Annotated in this window: 30 protein-coding genes and 1 pseudogene; 24 read left to right on the top strand and 7 right to left on the bottom strand. The window is 61.9% G+C overall.

Annotation, left to right across the window (positions count from 1 at the left end; translation table 11 throughout):
• Positions 1 to 41 precede the first annotated feature (41 nt).
• The 4 genes and pseudogenes from EYW42_RS17010 to EYW42_RS16995 all read left to right on the top strand — a co-directional run bounded on the left by EYW42_RS17010 (position 42) and on the right by EYW42_RS16995 (position 2,645).
• Positions 42 to 1,319: a phage NrS-1 polymerase family protein gene (locus tag EYW42_RS17010; RefSeq protein ID WP_135536592.1), complete on the top strand. Its 1,278-nt coding sequence runs from the start codon at positions 42 to 44 to the stop codon at positions 1,317 to 1,319.
• Positions 1,320 to 1,392: 73 nt separating this feature from the next.
• Positions 1,393 to 1,851 (top strand): hypothetical protein, encoded by a 459-nt coding sequence (locus EYW42_RS17005; RefSeq protein ID WP_135536590.1) that lies wholly within the window; start codon positions 1,393 to 1,395, stop codon positions 1,849 to 1,851.
• A gap of 166 nt (positions 1,852 to 2,017) precedes the next feature.
• Positions 2,018 to 2,308, top strand: a complete 291-nt coding sequence (locus tag EYW42_RS17000) for a hypothetical protein (protein WP_135536588.1) — start codon at positions 2,018 to 2,020, stop codon at positions 2,306 to 2,308.
• Positions 2,309 to 2,645, top strand: a pseudogene (locus tag EYW42_RS16995) (DUF7558 family protein).
• A 109-nt stretch (positions 2,646 to 2,754) separates the two neighbouring features.
• Here EYW42_RS16995 and EYW42_RS20390 read toward each other — a convergent pair.
• Entirely contained in the window at positions 2,755 to 2,883 is a 129-nt protein-coding gene (locus tag EYW42_RS20390) for a hypothetical protein (protein WP_259371300.1), read from the bottom strand.
• Positions 2,884 to 2,943: 60 nt separating this feature from the next.
• Positions 2,944 to 3,783, bottom strand: coding sequence for a hypothetical protein (locus EYW42_RS16990; protein ID WP_070807669.1), 840 nt, complete (start codon positions 3,781 to 3,783; stop codon positions 2,944 to 2,946).
• A gap of 114 nt (positions 3,784 to 3,897) precedes the next feature.
• Between EYW42_RS16990 and EYW42_RS16985 the strand changes: the two genes are divergently transcribed.
• From EYW42_RS16985 to EYW42_RS16970, 4 genes are all read left to right on the top strand, one after another.
• Positions 3,898 to 4,509, top strand: a complete 612-nt coding sequence (locus tag EYW42_RS16985; protein WP_010904228.1) for a hypothetical protein — start codon at positions 3,898 to 3,900, stop codon at positions 4,507 to 4,509.
• Positions 4,510 to 4,556: 47 nt separating this feature from the next.
• Positions 4,557 to 4,799, top strand: a complete 243-nt coding sequence (locus EYW42_RS16980) for a hypothetical protein (protein WP_010904227.1) — start codon at positions 4,557 to 4,559, stop codon at positions 4,797 to 4,799.
• A gap of 123 nt (positions 4,800 to 4,922) precedes the next feature.
• Positions 4,923 to 5,231, top strand: a complete 309-nt coding sequence (locus tag EYW42_RS16975) for a hypothetical protein (protein WP_230890072.1) — start codon at positions 4,923 to 4,925, stop codon at positions 5,229 to 5,231.
• A complete protein-coding gene (locus tag EYW42_RS16970) occupies positions 5,228 to 5,557 on the top strand; it encodes a hypothetical protein (protein ID WP_058984766.1) in 330 nt (109 codons plus the stop codon). Before EYW42_RS16975 ends, EYW42_RS16970 begins: the two co-directional genes overlap by 4 nt.
• 490 nt (positions 5,558 to 6,047) lie before the next feature.
• Here EYW42_RS16970 and EYW42_RS16965 read toward each other — a convergent pair whose 3' ends face one another.
• Entirely contained in the window at positions 6,048 to 6,947 is a 900-nt protein-coding gene (locus EYW42_RS16965; protein WP_010904224.1) for a PhzF family phenazine biosynthesis protein, read from the bottom strand.
• Positions 6,948 to 7,245: 298 nt separating this feature from the next.
• Here EYW42_RS16965 and EYW42_RS19980 point away from each other — a divergent pair, with 298 nt between their 5' ends.
• The 6 genes from EYW42_RS19980 (at position 7,246) to EYW42_RS16935 (ending at position 12,149) form a co-directional block, all read left to right on the top strand.
• Positions 7,246 to 7,422, top strand: coding sequence for a hypothetical protein (locus tag EYW42_RS19980; RefSeq protein ID WP_010904223.1), 177 nt, complete (start codon positions 7,246 to 7,248; stop codon positions 7,420 to 7,422).
• A 20-nt stretch (positions 7,423 to 7,442) separates the two neighbouring features.
• Positions 7,443 to 8,588 (top strand): RNA-guided endonuclease TnpB family protein, encoded by a 1,146-nt coding sequence (locus tag EYW42_RS16960; protein ID WP_010904222.1) that lies wholly within the window; start codon positions 7,443 to 7,445, stop codon positions 8,586 to 8,588.
• 702 nt (positions 8,589 to 9,290) lie between these two features.
• Complete coding sequence (locus tag EYW42_RS16950; protein WP_010904220.1) at positions 9,291 to 10,190, top strand: OB-fold nucleic acid binding domain-containing protein; 900 nt, start codon at positions 9,291 to 9,293, stop codon at positions 10,188 to 10,190.
• A 173-nt stretch (positions 10,191 to 10,363) separates the two neighbouring features.
• The gene (locus tag EYW42_RS16945; RefSeq protein ID WP_010904219.1) at positions 10,364 to 10,876 is read left to right on the top strand and encodes a winged helix-turn-helix domain-containing protein; all 513 of its coding nucleotides are present in this window, start codon (positions 10,364 to 10,366) and stop codon (positions 10,874 to 10,876) included.
• Positions 10,873 to 11,337, top strand: a complete 465-nt coding sequence (locus EYW42_RS16940) for a hypothetical protein (protein ID WP_010904218.1) — start codon at positions 10,873 to 10,875, stop codon at positions 11,335 to 11,337. The genes EYW42_RS16945 and EYW42_RS16940 overlap by 4 nt, the downstream gene beginning before the upstream one ends.
• Positions 11,328 to 12,149, top strand: coding sequence for an SWIM zinc finger family protein (locus EYW42_RS16935; protein WP_010904217.1), 822 nt, complete (start codon positions 11,328 to 11,330; stop codon positions 12,147 to 12,149). Before EYW42_RS16940 ends, EYW42_RS16935 begins: the two co-directional genes overlap by 10 nt.
• A gap of 45 nt (positions 12,150 to 12,194) precedes the next feature.
• On the opposite strand, the gene EYW42_RS16930 is transcribed toward EYW42_RS16935, so the two are convergent.
• The 3 genes from EYW42_RS16930 to EYW42_RS19565 are packed head-to-tail and all read right to left on the bottom strand — an operon-like array spanning position 12,195 to position 13,573.
• A complete protein-coding gene (locus EYW42_RS16930) occupies positions 12,195 to 12,746 on the bottom strand; it encodes a DUF7342 family protein (protein WP_010904216.1) in 552 nt (183 codons plus the stop codon).
• A gap of 11 nt (positions 12,747 to 12,757) precedes the next feature.
• A complete protein-coding gene (locus EYW42_RS16925) occupies positions 12,758 to 13,255 on the bottom strand; it encodes a type II toxin-antitoxin system VapC family toxin (protein ID WP_237561362.1) in 498 nt (165 codons plus the stop codon).
• A gap of 6 nt (positions 13,256 to 13,261) precedes the next feature.
• Positions 13,262 to 13,573, bottom strand: coding sequence for a hypothetical protein (locus tag EYW42_RS19565; RefSeq protein WP_049892658.1), 312 nt, complete (start codon positions 13,571 to 13,573; stop codon positions 13,262 to 13,264).
• Between the two features lie 148 nt (positions 13,574 to 13,721).
• Here EYW42_RS19565 and EYW42_RS20385 point away from each other — a divergent pair, with 148 nt between their 5' ends.
• The 5 genes from EYW42_RS20385 to EYW42_RS19975 all read left to right on the top strand — a co-directional run bounded on the left by EYW42_RS20385 (position 13,722) and on the right by EYW42_RS19975 (position 16,206).
• Positions 13,722 to 13,853 carry a hypothetical protein gene (locus EYW42_RS20385; RefSeq protein ID WP_012289749.1) on the top strand — a complete coding sequence of 44 codons (132 nt, stop codon included), beginning with the start codon at positions 13,722 to 13,724 and terminating at the stop codon, positions 13,851 to 13,853.
• Positions 13,854 to 14,109: 256 nt separating this feature from the next.
• The gene (locus EYW42_RS16915; protein WP_058984763.1) at positions 14,110 to 15,033 is read left to right on the top strand and encodes a transcription initiation factor IIB; all 924 of its coding nucleotides are present in this window, start codon (positions 14,110 to 14,112) and stop codon (positions 15,031 to 15,033) included.
• A 72-nt stretch (positions 15,034 to 15,105) separates the two neighbouring features.
• Positions 15,106 to 15,417 carry an AbrB/MazE/SpoVT family DNA-binding domain-containing protein gene (locus tag EYW42_RS16910; RefSeq protein ID WP_010904211.1) on the top strand — a complete coding sequence of 104 codons (312 nt, stop codon included), beginning with the start codon at positions 15,106 to 15,108 and terminating at the stop codon, positions 15,415 to 15,417.
• Positions 15,414 to 15,842, top strand: coding sequence for a PIN domain-containing protein (locus EYW42_RS16905; protein WP_012289748.1), 429 nt, complete (start codon positions 15,414 to 15,416; stop codon positions 15,840 to 15,842). Before EYW42_RS16910 ends, EYW42_RS16905 begins: the two co-directional genes overlap by 4 nt.
• A 190-nt stretch (positions 15,843 to 16,032) precedes the next feature.
• Entirely contained in the window at positions 16,033 to 16,206 is a 174-nt protein-coding gene (locus tag EYW42_RS19975) for a hypothetical protein (RefSeq protein ID WP_010904209.1), read from the top strand.
• A 102-nt stretch (positions 16,207 to 16,308) separates the two neighbouring features.
• Here EYW42_RS19975 and EYW42_RS16900 read toward each other — a convergent pair whose 3' ends face one another.
• On the bottom strand, positions 16,309 to 18,021 hold the full coding sequence (locus tag EYW42_RS16900; protein ID WP_012289747.1) for an L-lactate permease: 1,713 nt from the start codon (positions 18,019 to 18,021) through the stop codon (positions 16,309 to 16,311).
• Between the two features lie 172 nt (positions 18,022 to 18,193).
• Here EYW42_RS16900 and EYW42_RS16895 point away from each other — a divergent pair, with 172 nt between their 5' ends.
• The 5 genes from EYW42_RS16895 to EYW42_RS16875 all read left to right on the top strand — a co-directional run bounded on the left by EYW42_RS16895 (position 18,194) and on the right by EYW42_RS16875 (position 22,575).
• Positions 18,194 to 18,700, top strand: coding sequence for a LutC/YkgG family protein (locus tag EYW42_RS16895; protein ID WP_012289746.1), 507 nt, complete (start codon positions 18,194 to 18,196; stop codon positions 18,698 to 18,700).
• On the top strand, positions 18,701 to 20,884 hold the full coding sequence (locus EYW42_RS16890) for an LUD domain-containing protein (protein WP_010904206.1): 2,184 nt from the start codon (positions 18,701 to 18,703) through the stop codon (positions 20,882 to 20,884).
• 170 nt (positions 20,885 to 21,054) lie between these two features.
• Positions 21,055 to 21,423 carry a DUF7558 family protein gene (locus tag EYW42_RS16885; protein ID WP_135536584.1) on the top strand — a complete coding sequence of 123 codons (369 nt, stop codon included), beginning with the start codon at positions 21,055 to 21,057 and terminating at the stop codon, positions 21,421 to 21,423.
• Positions 21,424 to 21,472: 49 nt separating this feature from the next.
• Positions 21,473 to 22,069 (top strand): DUF7437 domain-containing protein, encoded by a 597-nt coding sequence (locus EYW42_RS16880; protein ID WP_135536582.1) that lies wholly within the window; start codon positions 21,473 to 21,475, stop codon positions 22,067 to 22,069.
• The gene (locus tag EYW42_RS16875; RefSeq protein WP_135536580.1) at positions 22,066 to 22,575 is read left to right on the top strand and encodes a hypothetical protein; all 510 of its coding nucleotides are present in this window, start codon (positions 22,066 to 22,068) and stop codon (positions 22,573 to 22,575) included. The genes EYW42_RS16880 and EYW42_RS16875 overlap by 4 nt, the downstream gene beginning before the upstream one ends.
• Positions 22,576 to 22,624: the final 49 nt, after the last annotated feature.

Genomic DNA, 22,624 nt, shown 5'->3' with positions numbered 1-22,624 from the left:
GGCTCAGAGACAGTGAGAGCCATGCGAGGTGCTATGTGAAGGTGAGTGAACCGATCGTCAACGAGCCGGAGGCGATTCCGGAGACGTTGTGCGAACGCGAGCAGTGGGTATGCTGGCGCGAAGAGGATCGGGATGGGAAACCGACGAAGATTCCGGTGACGCCGGGGGCTGGTGGGTTCGCGTCGTCGACGGAATCCGATACCTGGAGTGATTTCGAGACGGCACTCGAGTACACCGAGACGGAGCACGCGGACGGCGTCGGGTTCGTGTTCACCGACGACGATCCCATTGTCGGCGTCGATCTGGACGACTGTCGCGATCCGGAGACCGGCGACGTCGACGATGCCGCGCGGGACATCATCGACCGATTGGATTCCTACACGGAGGTGTCGCCGTCGGGCACCGGCTTCCACGTGCTCATCAAGGGGGAACTCCCCGAGGGGCGGAACCGTCGCGGGAGCGTCGAACTGTACGATACGGCCCGCTTTTTCACCGTCACTGGCGACCACGTCGAGCGGCAACCGAATCGTGTAGCACGCCGGCAGGACGCGCTCACAGCGATTCATCGTGAGTACGTCCAGGACACCGAGCGTGCCACAGCCTCCGAGTCCGAGCAGCGTGATGGCACTGACGACCAGTCAACGGAGACCGATACGGTCGACGCTGGCGTTGACGTCGACCTCGAGGATGAGGAACTCCTCGAGAAAGCACGGAATGCGTCGAACGGCGAGAAGTTCGAGCGGCTCTGGAACGGAGACACGGGCGGCTACGACAGCCACTCCGAGGCAGATATGGCGCTGTGCTGTTTGCTGGCGTTCTGGACCGGCGGTGACCAGACGCAGATGGACCAACTGTTCCGCCAGTCGGAACTCCACCGCGAGAAATGGGACGAGGTCCACTACGCTGACGGGTCGACGTACGGTGAGAAGACCATCGAGCGATCGATTGCGACCACCTCCGAGTTCTACGAGCCGGACGCCGGCGACGACACCGCGGACGCCCACGACCCAGCTGCCGACTCGTCTCCAGGTGTCGACGCCGGTGACTCGGAGCGAAGCCGTGCGTATCTAGCCGAGAAGAACCGGCTCTTGGGCGAGCGTATCGACGAACTCGAGGCGACACTAGCGGAGAAAACCGAGCGGATCGACACCCTCGAAGCAGAAGTCGAGCGACTCACTGAGGAGCTGGCAACCCGTGACCGAGAGCCAGGGGATCCCCAAGAATCGACCCCTGCCGATACTGGTGAAGGCGATAACGAGTCCGAGACAGCGTCCGTATGGGGCCGGACGAAACGGTTGTTCGGAAGTGACTCGAAGTAACGTCGAGACCGCGACGTAGCGTTTCTCACCCCCGAGACGGGTGACGGGGTTTCGAACTACCCCGAAACAACGCATGCATTCTGAGCGACAGCACCAGCGAGACCGTGGTATTGACCGAGTGCCAGCCCATCTCAACGCGTCGAGATCGCCCTGGTCGGATCTCCGCCTGTCCGTTCCAAACACTCGTAACAGTGAAGCGATCGTCTCGTTCGTCGAATGCACTCTCGTCGAACTCACCCACGAAGACGTCGGTGCCGAGTACATCTCCTCGAATGTCTGGGGGATGAAGCGGACGCAGTTCATCGTAGCCGACGACGTCGGCGAGACGTTCCAGAAACGTCACTACGACGGACGCCTTGGCTGGCACGAGCAGAGAATCAGTCGCGAGGACGTCCGGGAGGAGCTAGTGAACCGTCTCTCACGCCCATCTTCCCTCGCGACGAATCAGAGCCACGGAGCATCCGTCGACGAGCCTGATACATTCGCGGTGAAGGGCCTCCAAGAGTTACAGCACGAGACGCGAAGCAGGTGATATCTTAACCAACACTCGCCGCGACAAGGGCCGGAGTGTTGGTTAATAAGTGAGCAGCGTCATCTCTCCCCGACGTCGGTCACAGCGAGCACAGTGCCGTCAGTAGTTTTTTCGGCGCCGTGAGGGCCGAGGCGCGCAGGTGAGCGTGCCTAGAGCTGATTTCCATATGAATGGCCCGAACAGATACGACGACGCATCACACGATCATGAGCGATTCGAAGACGAACTGGTAGCCCAAGACCAGGACGCCACACAGGTTGCGACCGAGGACATCGATGAGACCGGCGCGCGGCACCTCGCCGCGGACCTCGTCGAGGCGGGTGTAGTTACCCCTGTCGCCGAGGAACGGGTGCTCGTCCACGAGCCCAGTAACGCGGCCTTCGATTCGATCAGACAGTTGGCTGTCTTCCATCGCGGGTGGACGGCCGCTTGCGACGCCGACGAAGAGGACGCGTAACTGCAGCAAATACTCTCCGGCTGTGTTCTGCGATGCGCTCCCCGGCTCGGAACTCGACGACGCCCGCACTTGGGGGAAAGACGACTGGGTCACCCACCCGATCTGCGTCGACTGCGCTATTCAGGAGCGCCCTGATTCCAACGACCTCGACCACCATGCCTACGACGGCTGTGGACGCATCGTCGATACGCTGCCGGCACTCACGTCCTTCCACGTCGAACTCGGCCACCTCGACGGAACAGTACACCTCTGTGTCCGCTGTAGTCCTGGTGGGCCCGCGACGTACTGGACGCGCGACCTCGAAGAGCATCTCGTTGCTGACATAAACTCCGAATAGGCCTGCCCCAGTGCGCTCCACTGGTTCAGTACGTCCGGAAAATAGATTCGGGGATATGCATCCAGCCCTACGAGGGAACTCAATCCGGTTGTCGAGATCCCGAAAGGGCTCAGTCCAACATGGCCTCGATATCCCATTCGGTCTTCTCGTTGCGGACCTGAATTTGCTCCCAGGCTTCCTCGGCACTACAGTCCGCTTCGACGCCTCGTTCGTAGAGCCCAGCAGCATCCTCACGCATGGTATTCAATTTCATCTCCGGTGTCCGGAGATAAGAGTATGCGGCCATTTTCGCAGGCGGTTAGTCCGACTCATCAGACTCTGTGTTTCCAAGGTCTGTGGATTCGAATTCCTCTTCCCACTGCGGACGGGCCGGCCCCGGCACTTCCGTCGCGAGAGTCCGAAGTTCCTGCTCCGAAAACCAGGGGAAACAGCGGTCGTGGAGTTCGTATTTCCGAAACAGATTCAGGTGGACCCAACTGTAGGATGCGATTTCTCCGAGAGCATCCCGGTCACGGTCGCGAAGCGCATCAACGACCTCCTGTTCGGTGATATCGATATCAAAGGTTTGCGCTTCACTGACGAGTGCTTTCAGCTCTCGTCGTTTCGTCTCATCGTCAGCGTCTGGTGCATAGTATATCTGAATGGCAGCGTCGATCACGTCCGCCTTCGACTCAAGGGCATCTCGCGTCAAGCCCGTATAATCCCGGGGGAACATCCAACCTTTCTCGAAGTAGGGACGCTGATCGAGCAGCCCCAATTCGGGGCTTTCACCGCCACTCTCCTTCTCGTAGACGCCAACGAGGTGGTCCGCGAACTCGGCGAGCGCGTGAAACTTGATGAGGAACGACGGCACGACACGCGTGTCTGGATCAGCGGTGTCACCGATGAGTGTGGCTTCAGCGTCGATGGGTTTGCTGAGTTCGTACGCCATCGCTCGGAGCCGAACCTCGTAGTCGCCGCGATAACTGCCGAACACAAGATAGGTCGTGATGCCCGCCTGGGTGAACGCGGGCACAGCCTCGTTGATGAACCGGGCAACCTCTGATCGATCCGGTCGCGGAACCGCAACGCCGTGAAGTGCCCGATCCACGGCGGCTTTCACGCGTCGCCAGCGGTCCTTTCGCGTCTCCTCAGTCACAGTGGGTGCTTCTCAGGCAACGGTGTTAGGTCTTGCTAACTACGTCGGGATTTCCTCTCTAAATCGTCATGGTACACCCGAACAGTTACAATCGTTCAGGAAGTAGAACTTCATATGAGCGAACGGACGGACACGCCGGCACCGGCAGACGCACACGCTGATACGGTATTCGACGTCGGTAGTGCTGACGCCTATGAGAAACAGCGGCGCGTCCACCGGTTTCTCTCGCAGGAGACACGAAACCACATTATCCAGGTGCTCCTCGGCCATCCGTCACACCTCGCCTCGATCACGGAGCTTGACTACTTCATCCCGAAGAGCCGGTCAACGATTCGCGAACAGCTCGACAACCTCGCGGATCGAAACATCGTCTCGAAGTACCATCACGAGCCGAACGAAGGTGAACGCGGCCTGCCGACAGACTTCTGGGGACCTACCGAATTCGGCGTCGAACTGCTCTACGAGTACAAATATCTCCGTGGGGTCCCAATCATGCGGTCGCTCCACGACCACACGGCGTTGACTGAACAGGTCGAACGCCACCTCAATGCTGCGCGCCCCGACCTCCCGGAGGCGGTCACAGATGCGCTCGAATTCGACGAGATCGACGTTACAGAGTCGGAATCCGCTGAAGATAGGAGAGCGGCGCTCCAAGAAGGGTCGTTGTTTACTGATGAGACTCCCAAAGAGGAGCGTAGTGAATCCCCAATTGACGATCTCTTCTAGGGGGATACGCGAACTATGCTTCACAAAACTCGGTAGTGCGAACTACAATGCTGGATTCAGAAGAATTTGAAGAAAACCAGCGCGGGAATACAGAGCAACGGCGTACCATGATCAAGCAGTGGGCGGAATACATCCGGACCCACGGTGACGAGGAGTGGTCACGCCAGCAAAACAAACTCATCAACTCCCAGCTGCAGTCGGTGAACGATCTCGCTGAAACTGGTGACACCGATCCGGTCCAATTTGCAAATGTCCGAGATCGACTACAAGACCCAGAATCGGGAACCTAGGTCTCGCTCTTTCGCTCAGAGAACCATATCTTGACAGCCCTGGCGGTATTCTGGAAGACCATGCAGTGTCCGGAATGTGGATCTGACATCACGATAGAGGTTGGGCCAGAGCGGCCACTCTCAATGTCGCTCGTAGAGGCTGTGATTGCTGCTGACGAAGACGACCAAATCGCCTGTTCGCAAAACTGCTGGAACTGTGGCTGGCAGGAGAAGCGCTCGATCCGTATCCAGGCCATCGAGAGAACCGACGGCGATGAGCAGGCCGCCAAACGCGCGTCGCTCATCGACGAGATCGTGAGTGAGGCAAAGGGCATCGAACGTATCACGATGCTCGAGGATGTGCTCGCAGAGGTCCGTCGCCAGCGCCGTCTGGAACCGAACACGTCGAATGCCTCTACTGACGCCACCTTTGATGATAAGCCCGATTCATGACTGTTGATGAGGCGTTCTACGACGTACGGGAGCGAACCGAGAATCCCGCCCACGCGTCCGTCGAAGACGTCTGTGAACTCGTTCGCAAGCGAGCCCAGGATCCCCGTGACGATCACATGAATGCGCATTTCGACGAGGCCATGGCAGATATCGTCGAAAGACACGGGATAGAAACTGTTCAAACCGTGATCCGCCGTATCCTCGTCGAGCACTACCCGTTCCGCACTGCGACAGTTGACCTCGAAATGCGCAACGTCGATGGTGTCTGGATCGGCACCGCAGCCACCGGATACCTCCGAGAGCTAAACTCGGAACAAGACAGCTGAGGCCTCTCCACTGAAAGCCCTCGGCCGCTCGACGTCCCGCGACCACGTGAGACTGCGTCTCGCTTGCTCCCGTTCGCTCCGCTCACGGGAACCCCGCTGCGCGCCTCGTTCCTGCGGTGCTTGCGGGGTCGGGAGACGACCGAGACGGCCTCGCCCTTTCTGAGTCCACCGGGCTGTCGGCTAGTTCATCGAGCGCCGGATTCGGTTGAACGAGGTTTCTCTATGGCCCGCCCCGCTTGCCGCATGCCGCCCTCCGCGTCGTTCGCGACCGACCATTCCGGGCGTGTGGGCGCTCTCCGCACCGCCCGCGCCCGTTCCGGGCTAAAATGAATCTGGTCTCGACGCCAGCGGGTAAGCGCGAGGGGTTGCGCGGCGTGGCTGCTCACCACCTACTGATTGATCTTTAGCTGAGGACACAGCGGAAATAGACATACGATATCAATTCTGCCGCAGAACCCGAACGAACTAATAGAATGATATCGGAGCCAGTTTAGAGGCTATTCGACTCGACGAGAGTCCCAGTCGCAGTCGGAATTACTCGCCCACCGACCTCTACCTGAATCGAATCTGCAGTTGTCTGCCCACGTAGATACAGTAGTGAGGGTCGGTTCACTTCATATCCTTGTTCGACACGTACGTCGATCTCAGACGTGTCGAAGTACTGGTGCTCAGTAAGGTATGCAGCGAGACACCCATTCGAAGCACCAGTCGCAGGATCCTCAGGGATACCGAAAAACTCTGCAAACACTCGGACGTTGAGCTCGTTTTCTGGTTCGTATGTCTCCGGAGCGAACACGAGGAGATTCCGTACTCCGTACTGATCAACCAATTCCGAATACACTTCATCATTAGTCTCGGCCTCCTTCACCGCACTTAGCGATTCAACTGGCACAATTAGTGTCGGAACGCCAGTTGAGATAATCTGGGCTGGGAACTGGTCATCCAGAACGTCAGCTGGTAGGGAAACCGCGTCCGCCGCCCTCGCAGGCTCAATTATTTCATCGAACGTTGGTTCCGGGTGCTCCATTAGTAAGATTTCATCACCAGTAGCTGTTTTTTCGACTGAAACGGGGATTGCGCCGACTTGTTCGTGTAACACTAGTTCATCATCGGAAAGTCCGAGCCGCTCTCGGAGAACGTACGCCGTACCGAGCGTGGGGTGGCCGGCGAACGGTAGTTCTGTCGTGGGCGAGAAGATGCGGACCTCGAATCCGTCCGCATGACTTCCATCTGGGTCGATGAATGTTGTCTCTGAGTAGTCGAATTCGTTCGCGATCCGCTGCATTTCTTCGCCGCTCAATTCACCTTCTGGTTGGACAACCGCGAGTTGATTCCCCGTATATTGGCTTTGTGCGAAGACGTCAACGATATCATAGCGGATGTCACTCATACTGCTCACGTATTTACTTACAGAGATTGGGTGATAAGTAGTCTCGTCAGGGCGAGTGTCACTGGTCTCTCTTACTCGGAGTGCGCTTTCTACTCTCCTAATTACGGGCTGTAGAAACCCGAGAAATCAAGCTTGGTATGGTTCTATGATATTTGGTTCAACTGTTTAGTCCGGTAGTGTTTTTGAGCGCCTGCGAAGGATGCAGGCGCGTTCGGTCGTGCCTGCACAGCACAGGTGATTCGGGATGTGTTACCACCGCCAGCGACAGCTGAACCGTCTGATGGAGGCGCGATGATCGATGTCGGTCGAACTGAACGAGATCGAAGAAGCCGAAGTCGAACTGGAGGAGTGGTTAGTCGAACAGGCCGAGAACGGCGTTCCGGAAATCGTCCTGATCGGGCTCCTCCGAGACTACGCGGACGACATCGAACACCTCGGCTACGTGCCCCGAATGTGGGGCGAGTCCGACCACTGATTCACTAGCTCTTCAGTTCCATGTCAGATGAACGTATCCGGACAGTCGTTGCGACACTCGTCGAGCCAACGGCGCACAAGGAGCAGAAGCTTCGCCGTCTCCAGTCGACCTACCGCGAGGCTTTCGAAGCCGCCGTCGAGGCCGGCGCGACGACGATGACGGCGGTCAACGATATCGTGACGCCGTACGACCTCCCGTATCAGGCGAAGGACGCGCTGAAGCGCCACGTTCCGCAGCTTCTTGAGGATGGCACACCGGATCTTAACGCGGCACAGCCGGTCCGGTTCACCAACCGTGCCGCCACGTTCGACCGCTCGGCGGAGCGTACCCACGAGTTCTGCTGGGAAGTGCCCCAGCCGGGCCGCGGGACGAACGTTTGGATCCCGCTCGCAATCAACCCGGCCCAGCGGAATTGGTGGGACCAGCTGCTCGCCGGCGACGCCACCGCGGGACAGTTGCAGCTCGTCCATCAACCCCGACACGACCGCTGGGAGCTCCACGTCCCGCTGACGCTCCCGACACCTGACACAGATATTGACTCCAAATCCTGCACACCGGTCGGGTTCGACGTCGGCGAGGCGATCCTGCTGACCGGCTGCGCACTCCGGAACGGCCGTCCAGTCGACCCGTTACTGGTCGACGGCGGGCGGGCCCGTGACCTCCATCAGACGCTGCGAACGACACTCCAGCGGCTGCAGGAACGCGACGCCGCCGCGTGGCGGATCGACGAGCGAGCCGCATATTTCCGGAACGCGCTCGGCGACGAGATTGAGACGGCCACCCGCCGGGCTGTCGACTACGCCGCCGGCTTCGAGCAACCGGTGATCGTCCTGGAGGCCCTTGAGTCGCTCCAGGAGGACCTCGACGTCGGGCCGCATCTCAGCCGGCGGCTCCACGCGTGGGCGTTCGACCGGCTACAGACGCGACTCGCGGACAAGGCCGCCGACGCCGGGATTCCTGTCCAGTACGTCGACCCAGCGTACACGTCCCAGATCTGCCACGCCTGCGGGCACATCGGCACCCGTCCCGAACAGGCGGAGTTCCGCTGTCCAAACGACGACTGTTGGGTGTCGGTCTATCAGGCCGATATCAACGCGGCGGCCAATATCGCCGGCCGCCTCGATCCGTGGGGTGAGAGCTGTCCCTGGAAAACCGGCCAGCGATGACACGCCACGGAGCGGGCGCACCCGTGACAGTGCCACAGGACCTCGAGAGTAGAGCCGATCACAGCGATGACGCTCACGAGTGCAGTCCTGAAACCTCAGCAACGCCTCCTGTGTGAGGGACCAGTGCGGTGAGGATGTCACTCCGGGTGGTCTGCCTGGTCGCCAGGCAGGCTCTTTTTTGCTGTGTACGTCACGGCTCGCACCGCTCGCCGCGTTCCCCCCTTCGCGTCGCTCGCGACCGACCATTCCGGGCGTGCGGGCGCTCTCCGCACCGCCCGCGCCCGTTCCGGGCTAAAATGGATGTGCCCTCGACGCCAGCGGGAAAGCGCGGAGGATTGCGCGGCGTCGCTGCTCACCCCCCCACGCTTTCTCCGCTGGCCCCTCGCTCCGGGCGGGTCGCTGGAAGACTCACTCCGTTCGTCTTCCAAGCCCTGCCTCGCTGCTCGCGGGTCGCGGTGCTCCCCGCTCGCTAGCCCGTGGCCTCCCGCCGGTCAGCCACGCATCGCTCGGCAGGACGGCGCGCGGTGCTGGATAGTTGACCTCCTCGGGCGCGCTCTCGCTCGCGCCCAGGAGGGCGCTCGCGAAGGCGCGAGCGAGAGCGCACAGACGGTTCTGTCGGTCGTCGTCCGTTGAAGAAATCCGCGATGTAGGAGCATCGCGGAGTCGGCGCGTGAGCGCCTTCAGGAACTGGTCTAAGTTCCAATGTCAAGTAACAACGTCACGACGGATGTAGTTTCGGTCGATGAACAGGCATTCGAGAACGCGGGCGGTCAGGCGGTCGATGAGGACGGCTTCCCGGTCGTCGACGAGACGCCGGCGTTCGAGGCGGAGGTCGAGCAGGAGACGCAGGCGAAGGTGGATGCGAATCACCCAGATGGGATCGCGGATACGAGCGAGGATCGGATTCACGGTGTCACCCTCGAACAGGAGGAGCGTATTCGGGCGCGGGAAGCCGAACTGGAGCGCATCAGTGCCCAAGCCGAGCTGGGCACGCAGGACGGTCGTGAGCAGCGCACGCGGGCGGTCGCCGCTGAAGGGAGCACGGAGCGCCGGCGGGAGTTCCAGCAGCGGGCGGCGAGCGTGGAGCCGATGGCCGACCCCGAACGGGATGATCCCCGAGCGGAGCTCTCCCAGGATGAACTGGCGACGGTGAACACGGAGGCAGATCGACTCGCGACGCGGCTGGATGGCTGGTCGCGGGCGGCGATCAGTCGCCGGCTGGCCGAAGCGATCGTCGACGGCCGAGACCTGACGAGTGCGGTCGTGCGGGTGTTCGAGGAGTTGCAGACGGCCCCGGGGGGCACCGTGCCAATCGACGCTCTGGAGGACATCGATCGCAAGGAGGTGAGTGTTGAAGGTCGTGTGACGCAGCTGTGGGAGCCATCCAGTCCGAGCATCGCTCAGGTCGGTCTCATCGAGGACGAAAGTGGTCGTACGAAGCTGACGAGTTGGAAAGCATCGGATGCCCCGTGGATTGAGGAAGGCGAGCGAGTTCGCATTCACGGGGCTGCGAAGAACTGGTACAACGGGCGTGTCTCAGTAGCCGTCACTGGGTGGTCGACCCTGCATTTCCCTGAGCGCGGTCGGTGGTGGGACGAATAGCCAGTCGGCGCAGCCTTCTTTTTTTGCTGTGTGCCGGACCGGTCCAGCCCCCACCGCCCCACCCTCCGCTCCGTGCTCGCTCCTGTCGTCGCTGCGCGCGCAGCCACAACCGTTTGAAAGAAAGAATAGTTTCCTCAGAAAACTATTTGCGGACACAATACGTAGCACCCAGTATGGCCGAGACGGGGGACGACGTCAACGAGCAGGTCAAAGCGGACTGGCAAGACGACACCACGCCGTTTGAGCGAGTGTACGAAATCGTCGAACAGACTCACGACGGGCAGTCGGCGGCCGAGATCGCCGACCGGGCTCTCGTGAGCGAGCCGACGGCACGCCGACACTGCAAGGCGCTCGTGAACACCGGGTTCGCCGAGACCGAACAGGATGGCCAAACGACGCTGTACAAGCGCAACAGCGACCGGGTGTTGATGTCCCGGATCCGTGAACTGCGTGAGGAAGTCGATCGCCCGGAGCTGCTCGACAGTATTCAAGACATGAAGGCCGAGATCCGGCGCTACGAGGACCGCTACAACGTGGTGTCCCCGGAAGAACTCGCCCAGCAACTCGAGGCCGGCGAAACGGACGGCTGGGACGACCTGACCGCGTGGCGAACGACGCGGCAGAATCTCGCGGTCGCCCAAGCTGCACTCGCCTACGACGAGGCCAGCCACCAACTCGCGGTATGAGTGACGACGATCGTGCCGGCGAGTTCGGCCCGATCTATCTCCCGGCGCTCCAGCGGATTCGTGACCTCTGGCTCGACCTTGAGCCGTTAGTCGACGCAACGGGGTACGACGATGTCGTCGCCCCCACGGAACTGCAGATCAGTCTCAGCGATGGGCTCGGCGACGCCGACGCTGCGCGACTCGATATCCAGTGGAGCGAACTCGAGATGTATTCGTTTCACTACGTCGATAGTGAGGACGTCAATTGGCGCTTCGATCGCCATCCGAACACACACTCCCCCGAGAACCATTTCCACCCGCCGCCCGAGGCCGCGACATCGGCCGCCGAACCGTCATGTATCGACGTGACCGAGGTCTCACTCGTGACGCGTGCCGTCCATGCAATGTGGCGAGCAGCATACGAGACTGGGGATCTGGATCGGCTGAATAGTGCGTCAAATCCACCATACGGATGGAGGTAACCGAGGACGCAGTTCGGGACATCTGCACGGACGCAGTCTTCGAACGTGGCGAACGTTATCTCGCTGATGGGTGTATCCACGAGATTCACCGCGTCGACAGCACTGTCATAGCCGTTGTGAGCGGCAGCCGTCAGTACGATGTTCGTGTTGACCTCGCCACCGACGGGTTTACCCCGTGGTGCGATTGTCCGTACGACGGGCCGGGAGCGTGCAAGCACGTCGTCGCCGTGTTGCTTCGGTGTGTCGACGACCCACCGCCAAACGAAGGCGATCGACTCGACGCCGCACTCGACGGCGTCGACGCCGACGAACTCCGCGCGTTCCTGCGTGACGAACTCGTGGCCGATGCGAATCTCCGCGATCGGTTTCTCGCCCGCGTCGGCGAGCCGACGAGACAGTCGGTCGACGAGCTTCGCACCGCGATCGATCGGCGGTTCGAAGAGACGAATCCCGAGTACCACGTCGTCTTCGAGCCGATCGACTTCACGCAGTGGTTCGATCTCGCGAACGAGTACCGCGAACAGGGGCGGGACGCGTCGGCGGCGACCGTCTACCGGGCACTCGTCGAGTCGCTCGACGACAACATGGAGCGCGTCGACGGCGCGTACGACCACTTCTCGCGTGCGTTCAGTCGGGCAATCGACGAGTATGTCGACTGTGTCGCGACCGCAGAACGGGACGCTGATGCGGTCACTGACGCCGTCGCATTCCTCGAGGAGCGGGCGACATCGGGAACGCCGTTCCTCGCGGAACACTTCGAAAAGGCAGCAGTCGAGCTTCGAGAGAAGCTTGGCGAGCAGTCCTGCGAGTAGTTGTGTCCCCTTCGATGACACCCGTATGTTCGAAGATCACGAGAATTAGTTTGCGGCGCGGTCAGCCACATTGATCCGCTGTTCGCGAGCGGCTTCGACATCCGAGTAGAGCGCCAGCGCGTGCTTGATGAGGCGACGGTCTTCCAGATTCTCCTCCCAGCGCGTGATCACGTCACGGCGTTCGTGAAGCTCGTCACTTGAGAGGTCGCCGTCGGCAAGCGACTGTTCGAGCTCCTCCCACGTCTCGACGTCGTAGGTCGCCTGCCACGCCTCGATCTCCTCGGTGATTGCGGCCAATTCGCTCCGCAGCTCCTCGCGGGTGTTTTCCTCGATGAGCGTCCGGATCTCTTCGAAGAGCAGGCGCGTGTAGTCCGGTAGATAGCGCGTGGTTTCGCCGGCCTCAACGCGGCGCAGCTGGCCTTGGTTGACGAGATCTTGGAGTTCCTCGTTAGTCGTACTCCAGGCGGCGTCAGCCTGCTCGCTGATCCAGTTGACCGACCGCGGTTCGCGAAGCGTCTCGGCGACCGCCCGAATGCGTTCGCGGGCGGTCATCGACTCACTCCACGACTGAACGCCGTCCTGCGGGGATTCGGACATACTTGGCACCGCTAGTCCTGATTGCGATACGGAAGCGTTGTCACGTCGAACGCATCGTAGTGCCGGTCGTAGGTGAGGATGTAATCGACCCCTGAGGCGTCCATATGGGCTGCAACAGTGAAATCGGTGAGTGACGCATCCAGATCCGTCCACTCGACGAACGTTGCTTTGGCGTCATCGAAAACGTCCTCGGAGACGGATTCGAACTGGTAGAGCGTACTCTCGTCGAGCGTCGTCAGGAACGAGGCTGCGTTCCGCATTGACGCTTGCTTTTTCAGCCGTGTGGCAGCCTCGTCGACGATGTGATCGTTGACGATGAGGCGACGATAGGGGAGGTCACCGTCGCGGACAAAGGTCATGAACGCCCGCGAGACTGCGTGCATCCGATCTTGTGGGTTGAATAATGCGTACAGGAACTTCGGCCCGACGACGACCTGATGGCGGACGTGCCCCGGGCGAAAATGCTCGGGCGTGATCGTCCCGATCGGGGTTTCGACTGGTTCAGCCATCCGAATTCAGGATTGCGCGGACGGGTCGTCGGCGAGCGTGAACGATTCGTCGCTGCCGTCCCACTCCTCGACGAGATCGTCTTCCTCGCGGGCATCCGTCGCCGCCGACGCTGGGAGCGATTCGTCCTCGAGGTCGTCGAGGACTGTGAACGCCGGGTCGTTCGGGTCGGCCTGCTGCTGGCGTTCGATCCACTCGATAAGCGCCTCGTGGCCGGCTTCCTTGAGCGAGAGCCCGTGCTCTCGAGCGAACTCCCGGAAGCGTTCGTATTCGTCCTCGTTCAGTTCAGTTTGCACGTGCTTGGTGTCGTTGCTGCTCATAGGGACCCCAGTTGCTACTCTCATCTACTTGTTCATGAAGTATAAGATGTTCGCATGAGATAGTTCATGGCCCATATTCAAACGGGAGACAGGGCGGACTACTGGCCCTGACGTTGAAATACGAATCCGGGACAAACCACACCAACCGATGCGTGATCGCCATCTGGATTTCGAGGAACTACGGCCGACCGGCGAGGCGTCCCACATTCCGGACACGAGGCTGGACGACGGCTGTGAGAGTGAGGAGCTCTGGATCGTACCCGCTGACGTCCACTTCTGAATGCCTCGCATCACCAACTGGCGACGCGAGAGTCGCCGCCAGCGTTTTAACCAACAACTCTATCGATTCGGTTGTAGTGTTGGTTAAGACTTGACGACAGCTACGTTCTGGCCCTACTCACCCGCCTACACCGTCGACGGCGTCCTCGACGCGTCGGCACCGATCGATCGGGCGTGCGTCTCCCGCCGAGTTTGTCACCCCCCGAAGAGGGGTGCGGGGCGCGCCGAATCGGCGTGACCTCAATCAGGTGAGACCGATGACGACGAGTGAACCCTACGAGCGTGCGTTCGACGAAGACATCCAGCGTGGTACAACTGAGCCGTGTCCCGAGTGTGGGGGCCCGGTGCGAACGAATTCAGCCGAAACAGTTTGTGCAGATTGCGGACTCATCATCGACGAGCAGTCGATCGACCGTGGACCGGAGTGGCACCGCGACGACGCCGATACAGCAAAGCGAACGGGTGCACCACTCACCCCAGCACGGCACGACCGCGGCCTATCGACGGTGATCGGCAGCGGACAGGACGCAACGGGTACCGACCTGTCGGGCCAGAAGCGTCGACGCCTCGCGCGGATGCGTCGCGAGCAGTCCCGTGCGCGCTGGCGGTCCAAACAGGAGCGCAACCTCGGGCACGGCCTCACGGAGATCCGGCGGATCGCGAGCGCACTCGGGCTCGCGGATTCCGTACGTGACCAGGCGTGCCAGCTGTTCCGGACGGCACAGAACGAACGACTCCTCAAAGGGCGGTCCATCGAGGCGATGGCGGCCGCGAGCGTCTTCGGCGCCTGCCGGTGCAACGGGGAGTCGTGGCTCATCGACGATGTGGCGCCGATGGCGCAGGTCGGACAGAACCGCGTCGAGAACGCCTACACGGTGCTCAACGAAGAGTTGGGGCTGCCGACCCCACCAGTCAGCCTGGACCAGTTCGTCCCGCGACTCGCGTCCGACCTCGGCTGCACGGACGTTGTTCGACGCCGGGCAGAGGAGCTCGTTGTGCAGGCCGTCGACGCCGGCATCACGACCGGCGTGCATCCATCCGGATTCGCCGCCGCCTGCCTGTACATGGCGGCGTGTGTCCACGACGCGCCGTTGACGCAAGCCGATGCCGCGGCGGCCGCCGGGGTGACCGTCGAGACGATCAGGAGCCATCGCGATCGGCTGCTCTCCATCGTAGAATAGAGAGCTCGTATAGCCGTTAGGTTGCCCGTCAAGCCCATATATGAGTGTGGTAAAGTAATGGGTAGAGAAAGTATGAGTGAATCAGAGTCTGAAAAAGTCGTCTCGGTATCCTCTCGCGGACAGGCGACGATCCCGAAAGAGTTTCGCGAGGAACTAGGGATCGATACTCCCGGCCGGGTAAAGTTCGTTCGCACCGACGAAGGGGAGGTCATCGTTCGTCCCATTCAGTCGGCCACGGACCTTCGCGGCATCTTGGCGGGAAAGACCGACGACCAAGGGAACTCGGCAGTCGAACGGCTGCGTGAGGAACGAAAACAGGACAAAGCTAGTGACGAGGAGCTGCAGGAGCGGTATGTCGGTCGCGATACTGAGGATACGAAATGACAGCAGCACGTGAGCATCCCGACACTATCGTTTTCGACACGGAACCGCTAGTTGCGTACTTCTGTGATGAGCCGGGTAGTGACACCGTCGAAACCTACATCGAAGCGGTAGAAGGATCGGCTGATGGCTATATCTCCGCGATCAACCTCGCTGAGGTCCATTATGTCGTCCGCGCTATCGACAGTGAAGCCCGTGCCGACGCCATCGTCAACGTCCTTGAAGAAACCGGGATACGGCAAGTCGATACCGAGGAGACGTGGCCCAGTGCAGCCGACTTCAAATTGCGCTACTCGCCAGCACTTGGCGATGCGTTCGCGCTCGCAACCGCGAACCAAGTCAGCGGCATGCTACTCGTCGGTGCCGATGACGATTATGACGACGTTGACGACGTACCGATTACGCGCTTCCGACCGGAATCAGCGTAGCAACCAACCTGATCGACGCAGACATCGTAAAGGCCCCGGGTTCGCGTGGCGTGTCTGTCGGCGCTGGGAGGCGTGCGGCGCGCGACAGTAAGCGCGGCGTGACTCACCATGCTCCTGCCGACAGTGACGGAACAGTGATCCGTGATGCCGCGGTCTCGACGACGCGATTGTCGCCGCGGCGCCGACGAGCATGGCGACCGGCGTCTATCTGGCGTTGATGCCGCTGACCGTCGGTCGCCTTGCAACCGTCCCCGACGGCGAACTCGCGGACATCAGGCCGAACGATCGGCCGATCGCGACTACGAACTCCGCGTTCGAGCAGATACCGAACCGGGAGAACGGGGCGCTCACGGAGTTCGTTTAGACCGAGCAGTACGAGTTCGGTGAGTTCGTTTTGGCTCGTTCTATTCGTTCACCTCGTTTCGATTCCGGAAGCGGCGGAGCCCCGGTACGTCGTCGACCGGGGTCAGAACAGGCCGGGAACCAGAACGTACGTCAGCAGCATCCCGAACAGGCCGGCGAAGACAGCGAACAGCGCCATCGGGATGATCGCTTTCCGCAGGAGGTCGCCTTCACGCCCAGTGATTCCAACGACACCACAGATAGCGGCCACGTTCAACACCGAGACCATGTTTCCGAGGCCGCCGCCGACGTTCTGCAGGCTGACGGCGATCACCCGGGAGACGCCGACCGTCTCGGCGGCGTTGTACTGGAGTACGCTGAAGAGGATGTTTGAGGACGTGTTGCTCCCCGTCATGAACGAGCCGATAGCGCCGATCCACGGCGAGATGAGCGGGAGCAGGCCGCCGGCGCCCATCGCGAGCGCGCGGCTGAGTGCCTCCATCATGCCGAGGAGGTCGGCGGTGTTCGTCTGCGACTGAATCATTATCTGCGTCATCGAGACGGCGATAATGAGCGTGAGGGCGGCCGGAGCGATCTGCTGGATCGACCGTCGCCACGCTTCCCCCATCTGTGTGGTGTCCATCTTGTGAAGGAAGCCAGTGAGGATCGCGATGGGGATGAACGGCATCGTTCCGGGGAGATAGAGGTACTGAAGAGTGTATCCGAGTTCAGTACCGAGGATCGAGTCGAGTCCGACGGAAAAACTCTGGATCCAGTCGAGGACGGCGACGCCGGCGACCGTGAGGTCCGGCCACCGCGTGACGAGCAGTGCGAGCGCAACGAGCAGGTACGGGGTCCACGCCAACAGCACAGACATCTCCTTTTTGGGTTGGTCACGGGACACCTCGTCAAGATCGAGGCCGCCGAGCCACGTGTCGCTCCATGTCGATTCCTCGGGGAAGTCCCACTGGTCATCAGGGATGAGGATATCGTTTTTTGCGAGCAGGAGACCGATGCCGAGCACCACGAACCCTGCGGCGATATCGGGGAGTGCAGGCCCGACGAACCACGCGATTACCAGCTGTGTGCCACCAGTGACGACGCCGAGCAGGAGCGCGAACGGCGCGATGGGGAGAGTGCTACGCACGGCGGTTCCGATGCTGCGTTCACCGTCACCGTTCCCGAACCAGTACGTCAGGAAGAACACGCCGAGCAGTCCCCAGAACACGTACGTCACTCCCGTGACGACGCCAGTCCATGCGGAGACCATCGAGAGGAACTCGGATACACTCACCGACCCGGACAGCGCTGGGTCGATGACGGCACCGGTGCCGCCGATGACAGGCGTGCCGGCGGCACCGAACGGCGGGTTCGGGGCGTTGAAATAAAGCCCGAACACCGCAGCGGCCAACGGGGGGAATCCGAGGCCGATGAACAGCGGTGCGGCGAGTGCTCCCGGTGTCCCGAACCCGGCTGCACCTTCGATGATGGTCATGAACCCGAGACCGATGAGCAGCACCTGGATGCGCCGGTCTTCTTCGATCTGCCCGAAGTACCACCTGATCGTAGCAATGGCGCCACTCCCCTCGAGGTAGTTCATCAGGAGGATCGCCCCGAAGACGATGAGGATGATGTCGACGGCCTGCAGCGCGCCGTAGACGGCCGAGGCCACCAACCAGGTGGGCTCCATACTCCAGTACGTGAGTCCGATTCCGGCCGCGAGCAGCCACCCGACACCCATTGCGCGGGCAGCGGACCACCGGAGCCCAGCGAGCAGTACGAACGCGACGCCGATCGGGACGACGCCGACGAGAGCCAGTATGAGAACATTAGGCATGGTTGGAACTCTCCACTATTGGGCCATCGCATAACCATCCATATGTAACTTACTTTCTGTATGATATGTACCTGCAAATACGGCCGGATCGGGCGATTATCCATAACGAAAGAAAATCATGGTCGGGCCGGAGAGGAAACACCCATTAACTGTTGGTACAATTTTTTGGGACATGTCAGCCGAGCCAATTGCGACCTTCGAGTCGTCACTCGACGAAGTCGGCGTCGAACTCGTGCGAACCACGGCCGACGAGTTCGCGTCGACGCTTTCACCCCTGCTCGACGCGCCCACAGTCGGCACCTCACTCCCCTTCGAGACCGTCTCGCTGCCGGACAGCGTCGAGACCGATCCGTCGATCGCGGACCTCGAGGCCGCGGCGACCGGCGTCACTGCTGCCGGCTACGGCATCGCCGACTACGGTTCGGTGATCATCCAGGGCGGTACCGACGGTGAGGAGCCGGTGAGTCTCTACGCGGACGAACACGTCGCCGTCGTCGCCGCCAGCGACGTACTCCCGGACATGGACGCGACGTTCGACCAGCTCGCCGAGGACATCCGGAACGGCGTCGGACAGTCCATCATCGCGACGGGGCCGAGCGCAACCGCAGACATGGGCGCGCTCGTGACGGGCGCTCACGGCCCGATGGATGTGACGGTCGTACTTCTGGAGGGCAAGTAGATGAGCGCCGACACCCGCCGGCAGAAGGCCGAGCGCATCCGCCATCTCCTCGACACCGAGGGCGACGCCGTCCACGAGAACACCCAGGTCTTCAACGAGGGCCGGTACGAGTCCACCGCGAATCTCGATGACTACGACGAGTTGAAAAACGAGGCTCGTGCCATCAAGGAAGACGCCATCGAACGCCTCCCTGAACTGATCGACCAGGTCACCGAGGCCGTCGAAGCCAACGGCGGCAGCGTCTACGTCGCCGACGACGCCGCCGACGCGAACCGATACATGGAGGAGGTCGTCGACGGCCGCGACGTGGTGAAGTCAAAGTCGATGACCAGTGAGGAGATCGAGGTCAACGAGTCGCTTGAGGCACGCGGCGGGGACGTCTGGGAGACCGACCTCGCAGAGTTCGTCCTCCAGGTCGCCGACGAGGCCCCCTCACACATCGTCGCCCCGGCGATCCACAAGTCCCGCGAGGAGATCGCAACCCTGTTCAACGAGGTGTTCGACCCCGAGGAACCCTTGGAGACTGCCGAGGAGCTGACGCGATTCGCTCGTGAGTACCTCGGCGAGAAGATCCTGGACGCCGAGGTCGGGATGACGGGCGCGAACTTCGTTACCGCGGACACCGGCACGCTCGCGCTCGTCACGAGTGAGGGGAACGCCCGCAAGTGCGTGCAAGCGACGGACACCCACGTCGCAGTCGCGGGTGTCGAGAAACTCGTCCCGAGTGTCGAGGATCTCCAGCCGTTCGTCGAACTGATCGGGCGGTCCGGGACCGGCCAGGACATCACCTCCTACGTCTCGCTGTTCACCCCGCCGAGTGACTCCCCCACGTTCGGCGGGAACGAACTCGAATCCGGCGACGACCGCGAGTTCCACCTCGTGCTCATCGACAACGGGCGGATGGAGATGCGCGAGGACGATCAGCTCCGTGAGACGCTGTACTGCATCCGGTGTTCGGCGTGTGCGAACTCCTGTGCGAACTTCCAGCACGTCGGCGGCCACGCCTTCGGTGGCGAGACGTACTCCGGCGGCATCGCCACCGGCTGGGAGGCCGGCGTCCACGGCGAGGACAGCGCCGCCGAGTTCAACGACCTCTGTACGGGTTGTAGTCGGTGTGTGAACCAGTGTCCGGTGAACATCGACATCCCGTGGATCAACACGGTCGTCCGAGACCGCATCAATCGCGGGAAGGACGGCGACCTCGACTTCCTCGTGGAGGGGCTCACCCCGGACGAGGAGCCTGGTGGGGTCGACCTCCAGAAACGGCTGTTCGGGAACTTCGACACGCTGGCGAAACTCGGGTCGGCGTTCGCACCGCTCTCGAACTGGGCCGCACGGACCGGTCCCGCGCGCTCGCTGCTGGAGCGAACTCTCGGCGTCGACAGCCGCCGCGAACTCCCGGAGTTCGAACGTGAATCACTCGTGGAGTGGTTCGAGAAGCGGGGGCCACGCGTCGGTCGCGACGAGGCACGCCGACAGGTCGCGCTCTACCCCGACGCGTACACGAACTACGTGCGCACGGAGCGCGGGAAGGCTGCCGTCCGCGTCCTCGAGGCGCTCGACATCCGCGTCGACGTTCCGCCCGCAGGCGAGAGCGGGCGCGCCCCGCTCTCACAGGGGATGGTGTCGACGGCCCAGTCCAACGCCAACGCCGTCTACGACGCGATCGCGCCCGCCATCGCGGCAGGTCACGACGTCGTCGTCATCGAGCCGTCAGATCTCGCGATGTTCCACCGCGAGTACGAACGGCTCCTTCCGGAAGACGACTACGCCGCGCTGCAGGAGCACAGCTACGAACTCATGGAGTACGTCTACGGCCTGCTAGAGAACGGGGCGGACATCGATGTACTCCCTGGCGGCGGCGACGAGCGGATCGCTTACCACAGCCACTGTCAGCAGCGGACGCTCGATCTCGAACCGTACACGGTGGCGGTGCTCGAAGACTGCGGGTTCGACGTGACGACCTCGGACGTGGAGTGTTGTGGAATGGCTGGAAGCTTCGGCTACAAGTCCGAGTACTACGAGCTCAGCGTGGACGTTGGCGAGACACTCGTCGATCAATTCACCACGGAAGACACCGCGGACCGTACTGTCGTCGCCAGCGGGACGTCGTGTCTCGAGCAACTCGACGCACTCCTCACGCGCCGGCCCGCACATCCGGTACGGCTACTCGATACACAGTAGTCCGGCCCGGATGAGAGGTCGCTATAGGGTGTTCCGGCGGCAGTAGTCTTCCCTTCCAGAGCTGTTCGGTCGGGGAGAGCGGGATGATTAGTGTGCTGTCACACTAACCGTTTCGCGCGGTAGCCTTCGTTTCTGGCAGGAGTAGGAACCGGAGCGACGCTGAAAGCAAGATGTCGGGGAAGCAAGCGAACATTCCTGCATGGACCTGCCAAGAACTCAACGGATGTGCTTTCTTCGACGCCCCGCCCGGTACCGAGACTGGCGAGGCCCACACCTGGGGGCAGGACGAGCGGGTCACCCACCCAATCTGTGTCGACTGCGCGATTCAGACGGAGCCGGATCCCGACGAGCGCGATCACGTCGCCTGTGACGGCTGTGGGCTGGTCGTCGACACGCTCGCAGCGCTCACGCGATTCCGGGTCGAACTGGGGCATCTGGAAGGCCCGTTGCAGTTTTGCGCCCGCTGTAACCCCGGTGGCCTAGCCACCTACTGGACGCGTGACCTCGAGGAGCATCTCGTCGCGGCGCCGGCGGAGTGACCCCAACACTCTTTACTGATTCGCTGTAAACTGTAATCAAGAACGACCCGTGTCACGCACTTCAAATCGCGCCGACGGCGACATCGTCCAGGACTTCCTCTCGGTCGCCGATCTCCTCGAGGAGCCACAGCTGGCTCAGCTGTACGCGTACCTCGCCCGGGAGGGGGAGGCGACCGTCCAGGACGTGATGGACGACCTCGAGCTCGCACAGGGAACCGCCTACAGCTACGTCAACCGGCTCGTCGACGCCGGCGTCGTCGACGTCACCGACGACGAGCAGCCGCGCCGGTACGCTGCTCGGGAGATCGACCTGACCGTGACGACGGCCGCCGGTGACCGCGAGTACACGATCACGCCGGCGCTGATCGACGCCGTCGGCCGCCGCGAGACGGACGCCGACATCGACACCTACATCGACCGCCACGGCGTCGCCGGCCTCGCGACGGCGCTCACCTACGCCGTCGCTCGGGAGCGTGGGGAAGTGACCCACCGGCTGATGGCCGAAGACCTCGACATTTCGCCGCTGGCTGCAGAGATGATCCTCCAGGCGCTCCGGCCCGTCGTCCACGAGCACTACGACATCGAGGAAGCTGGGGCGGGACTCGACGAGTTGGATATCGACGGCGACGGCGCTAACGACGCGTGAGCCGGCTCCACATTGCTGACACCGGCCTGTTCGTCGCGATGGGACAGCCGTCGAACAGCCGGTACAAGGCTGTTCGGCGATTCGCTCGCCGCAACGACGTCACCTTCGTCCTCCCGGAACGGGTGTACGAGGAGCTGACTGTCGACGAGTCCGACGTCGAGGCGCCACCCGTCGACACCGCGATCGACGAGGGATGGGCGACGGTTGTGGCGCCGCTCGAGTTCTCCGAGCCGGTCGTCTCGCGGGTGATGGATGGCGTCCAGCGGTACATCGCGAACGCCGATAATCGCCCTGCCGACGAAGTCGAGCGTGCCGACGCCGCCCTCGCCGCCCTCGCTGCCCAGCATCTCAGCGCGGGGGCGGCAACCGAGGTGTACATCTACACGACCGATATCGCGGCCGGCGAAGGCGCCGAAACTGTCCTCGCGAGTGAGGGGTACGGTGACTCGGTGACGTTCGTGAACGGCTTCGGGTTCATCGAGGACCTAGTCGCCGGCGACAGCTGACTGATTGCTAGTCTGATTCGGGTGGAGAGAACACTCGAAAGCCCTCGGC

Origin of the sequence: Halostella pelagica, from assembly GCF_004762015.1 — an archaeon.
Classification (GTDB): Archaea; Halobacteriota; Halobacteria; order Halobacteriales; family Natronoarchaeaceae; genus Halostella; species Halostella pelagica.
This window is presented reverse-complemented; position numbering and strand designations above follow the sequence as displayed.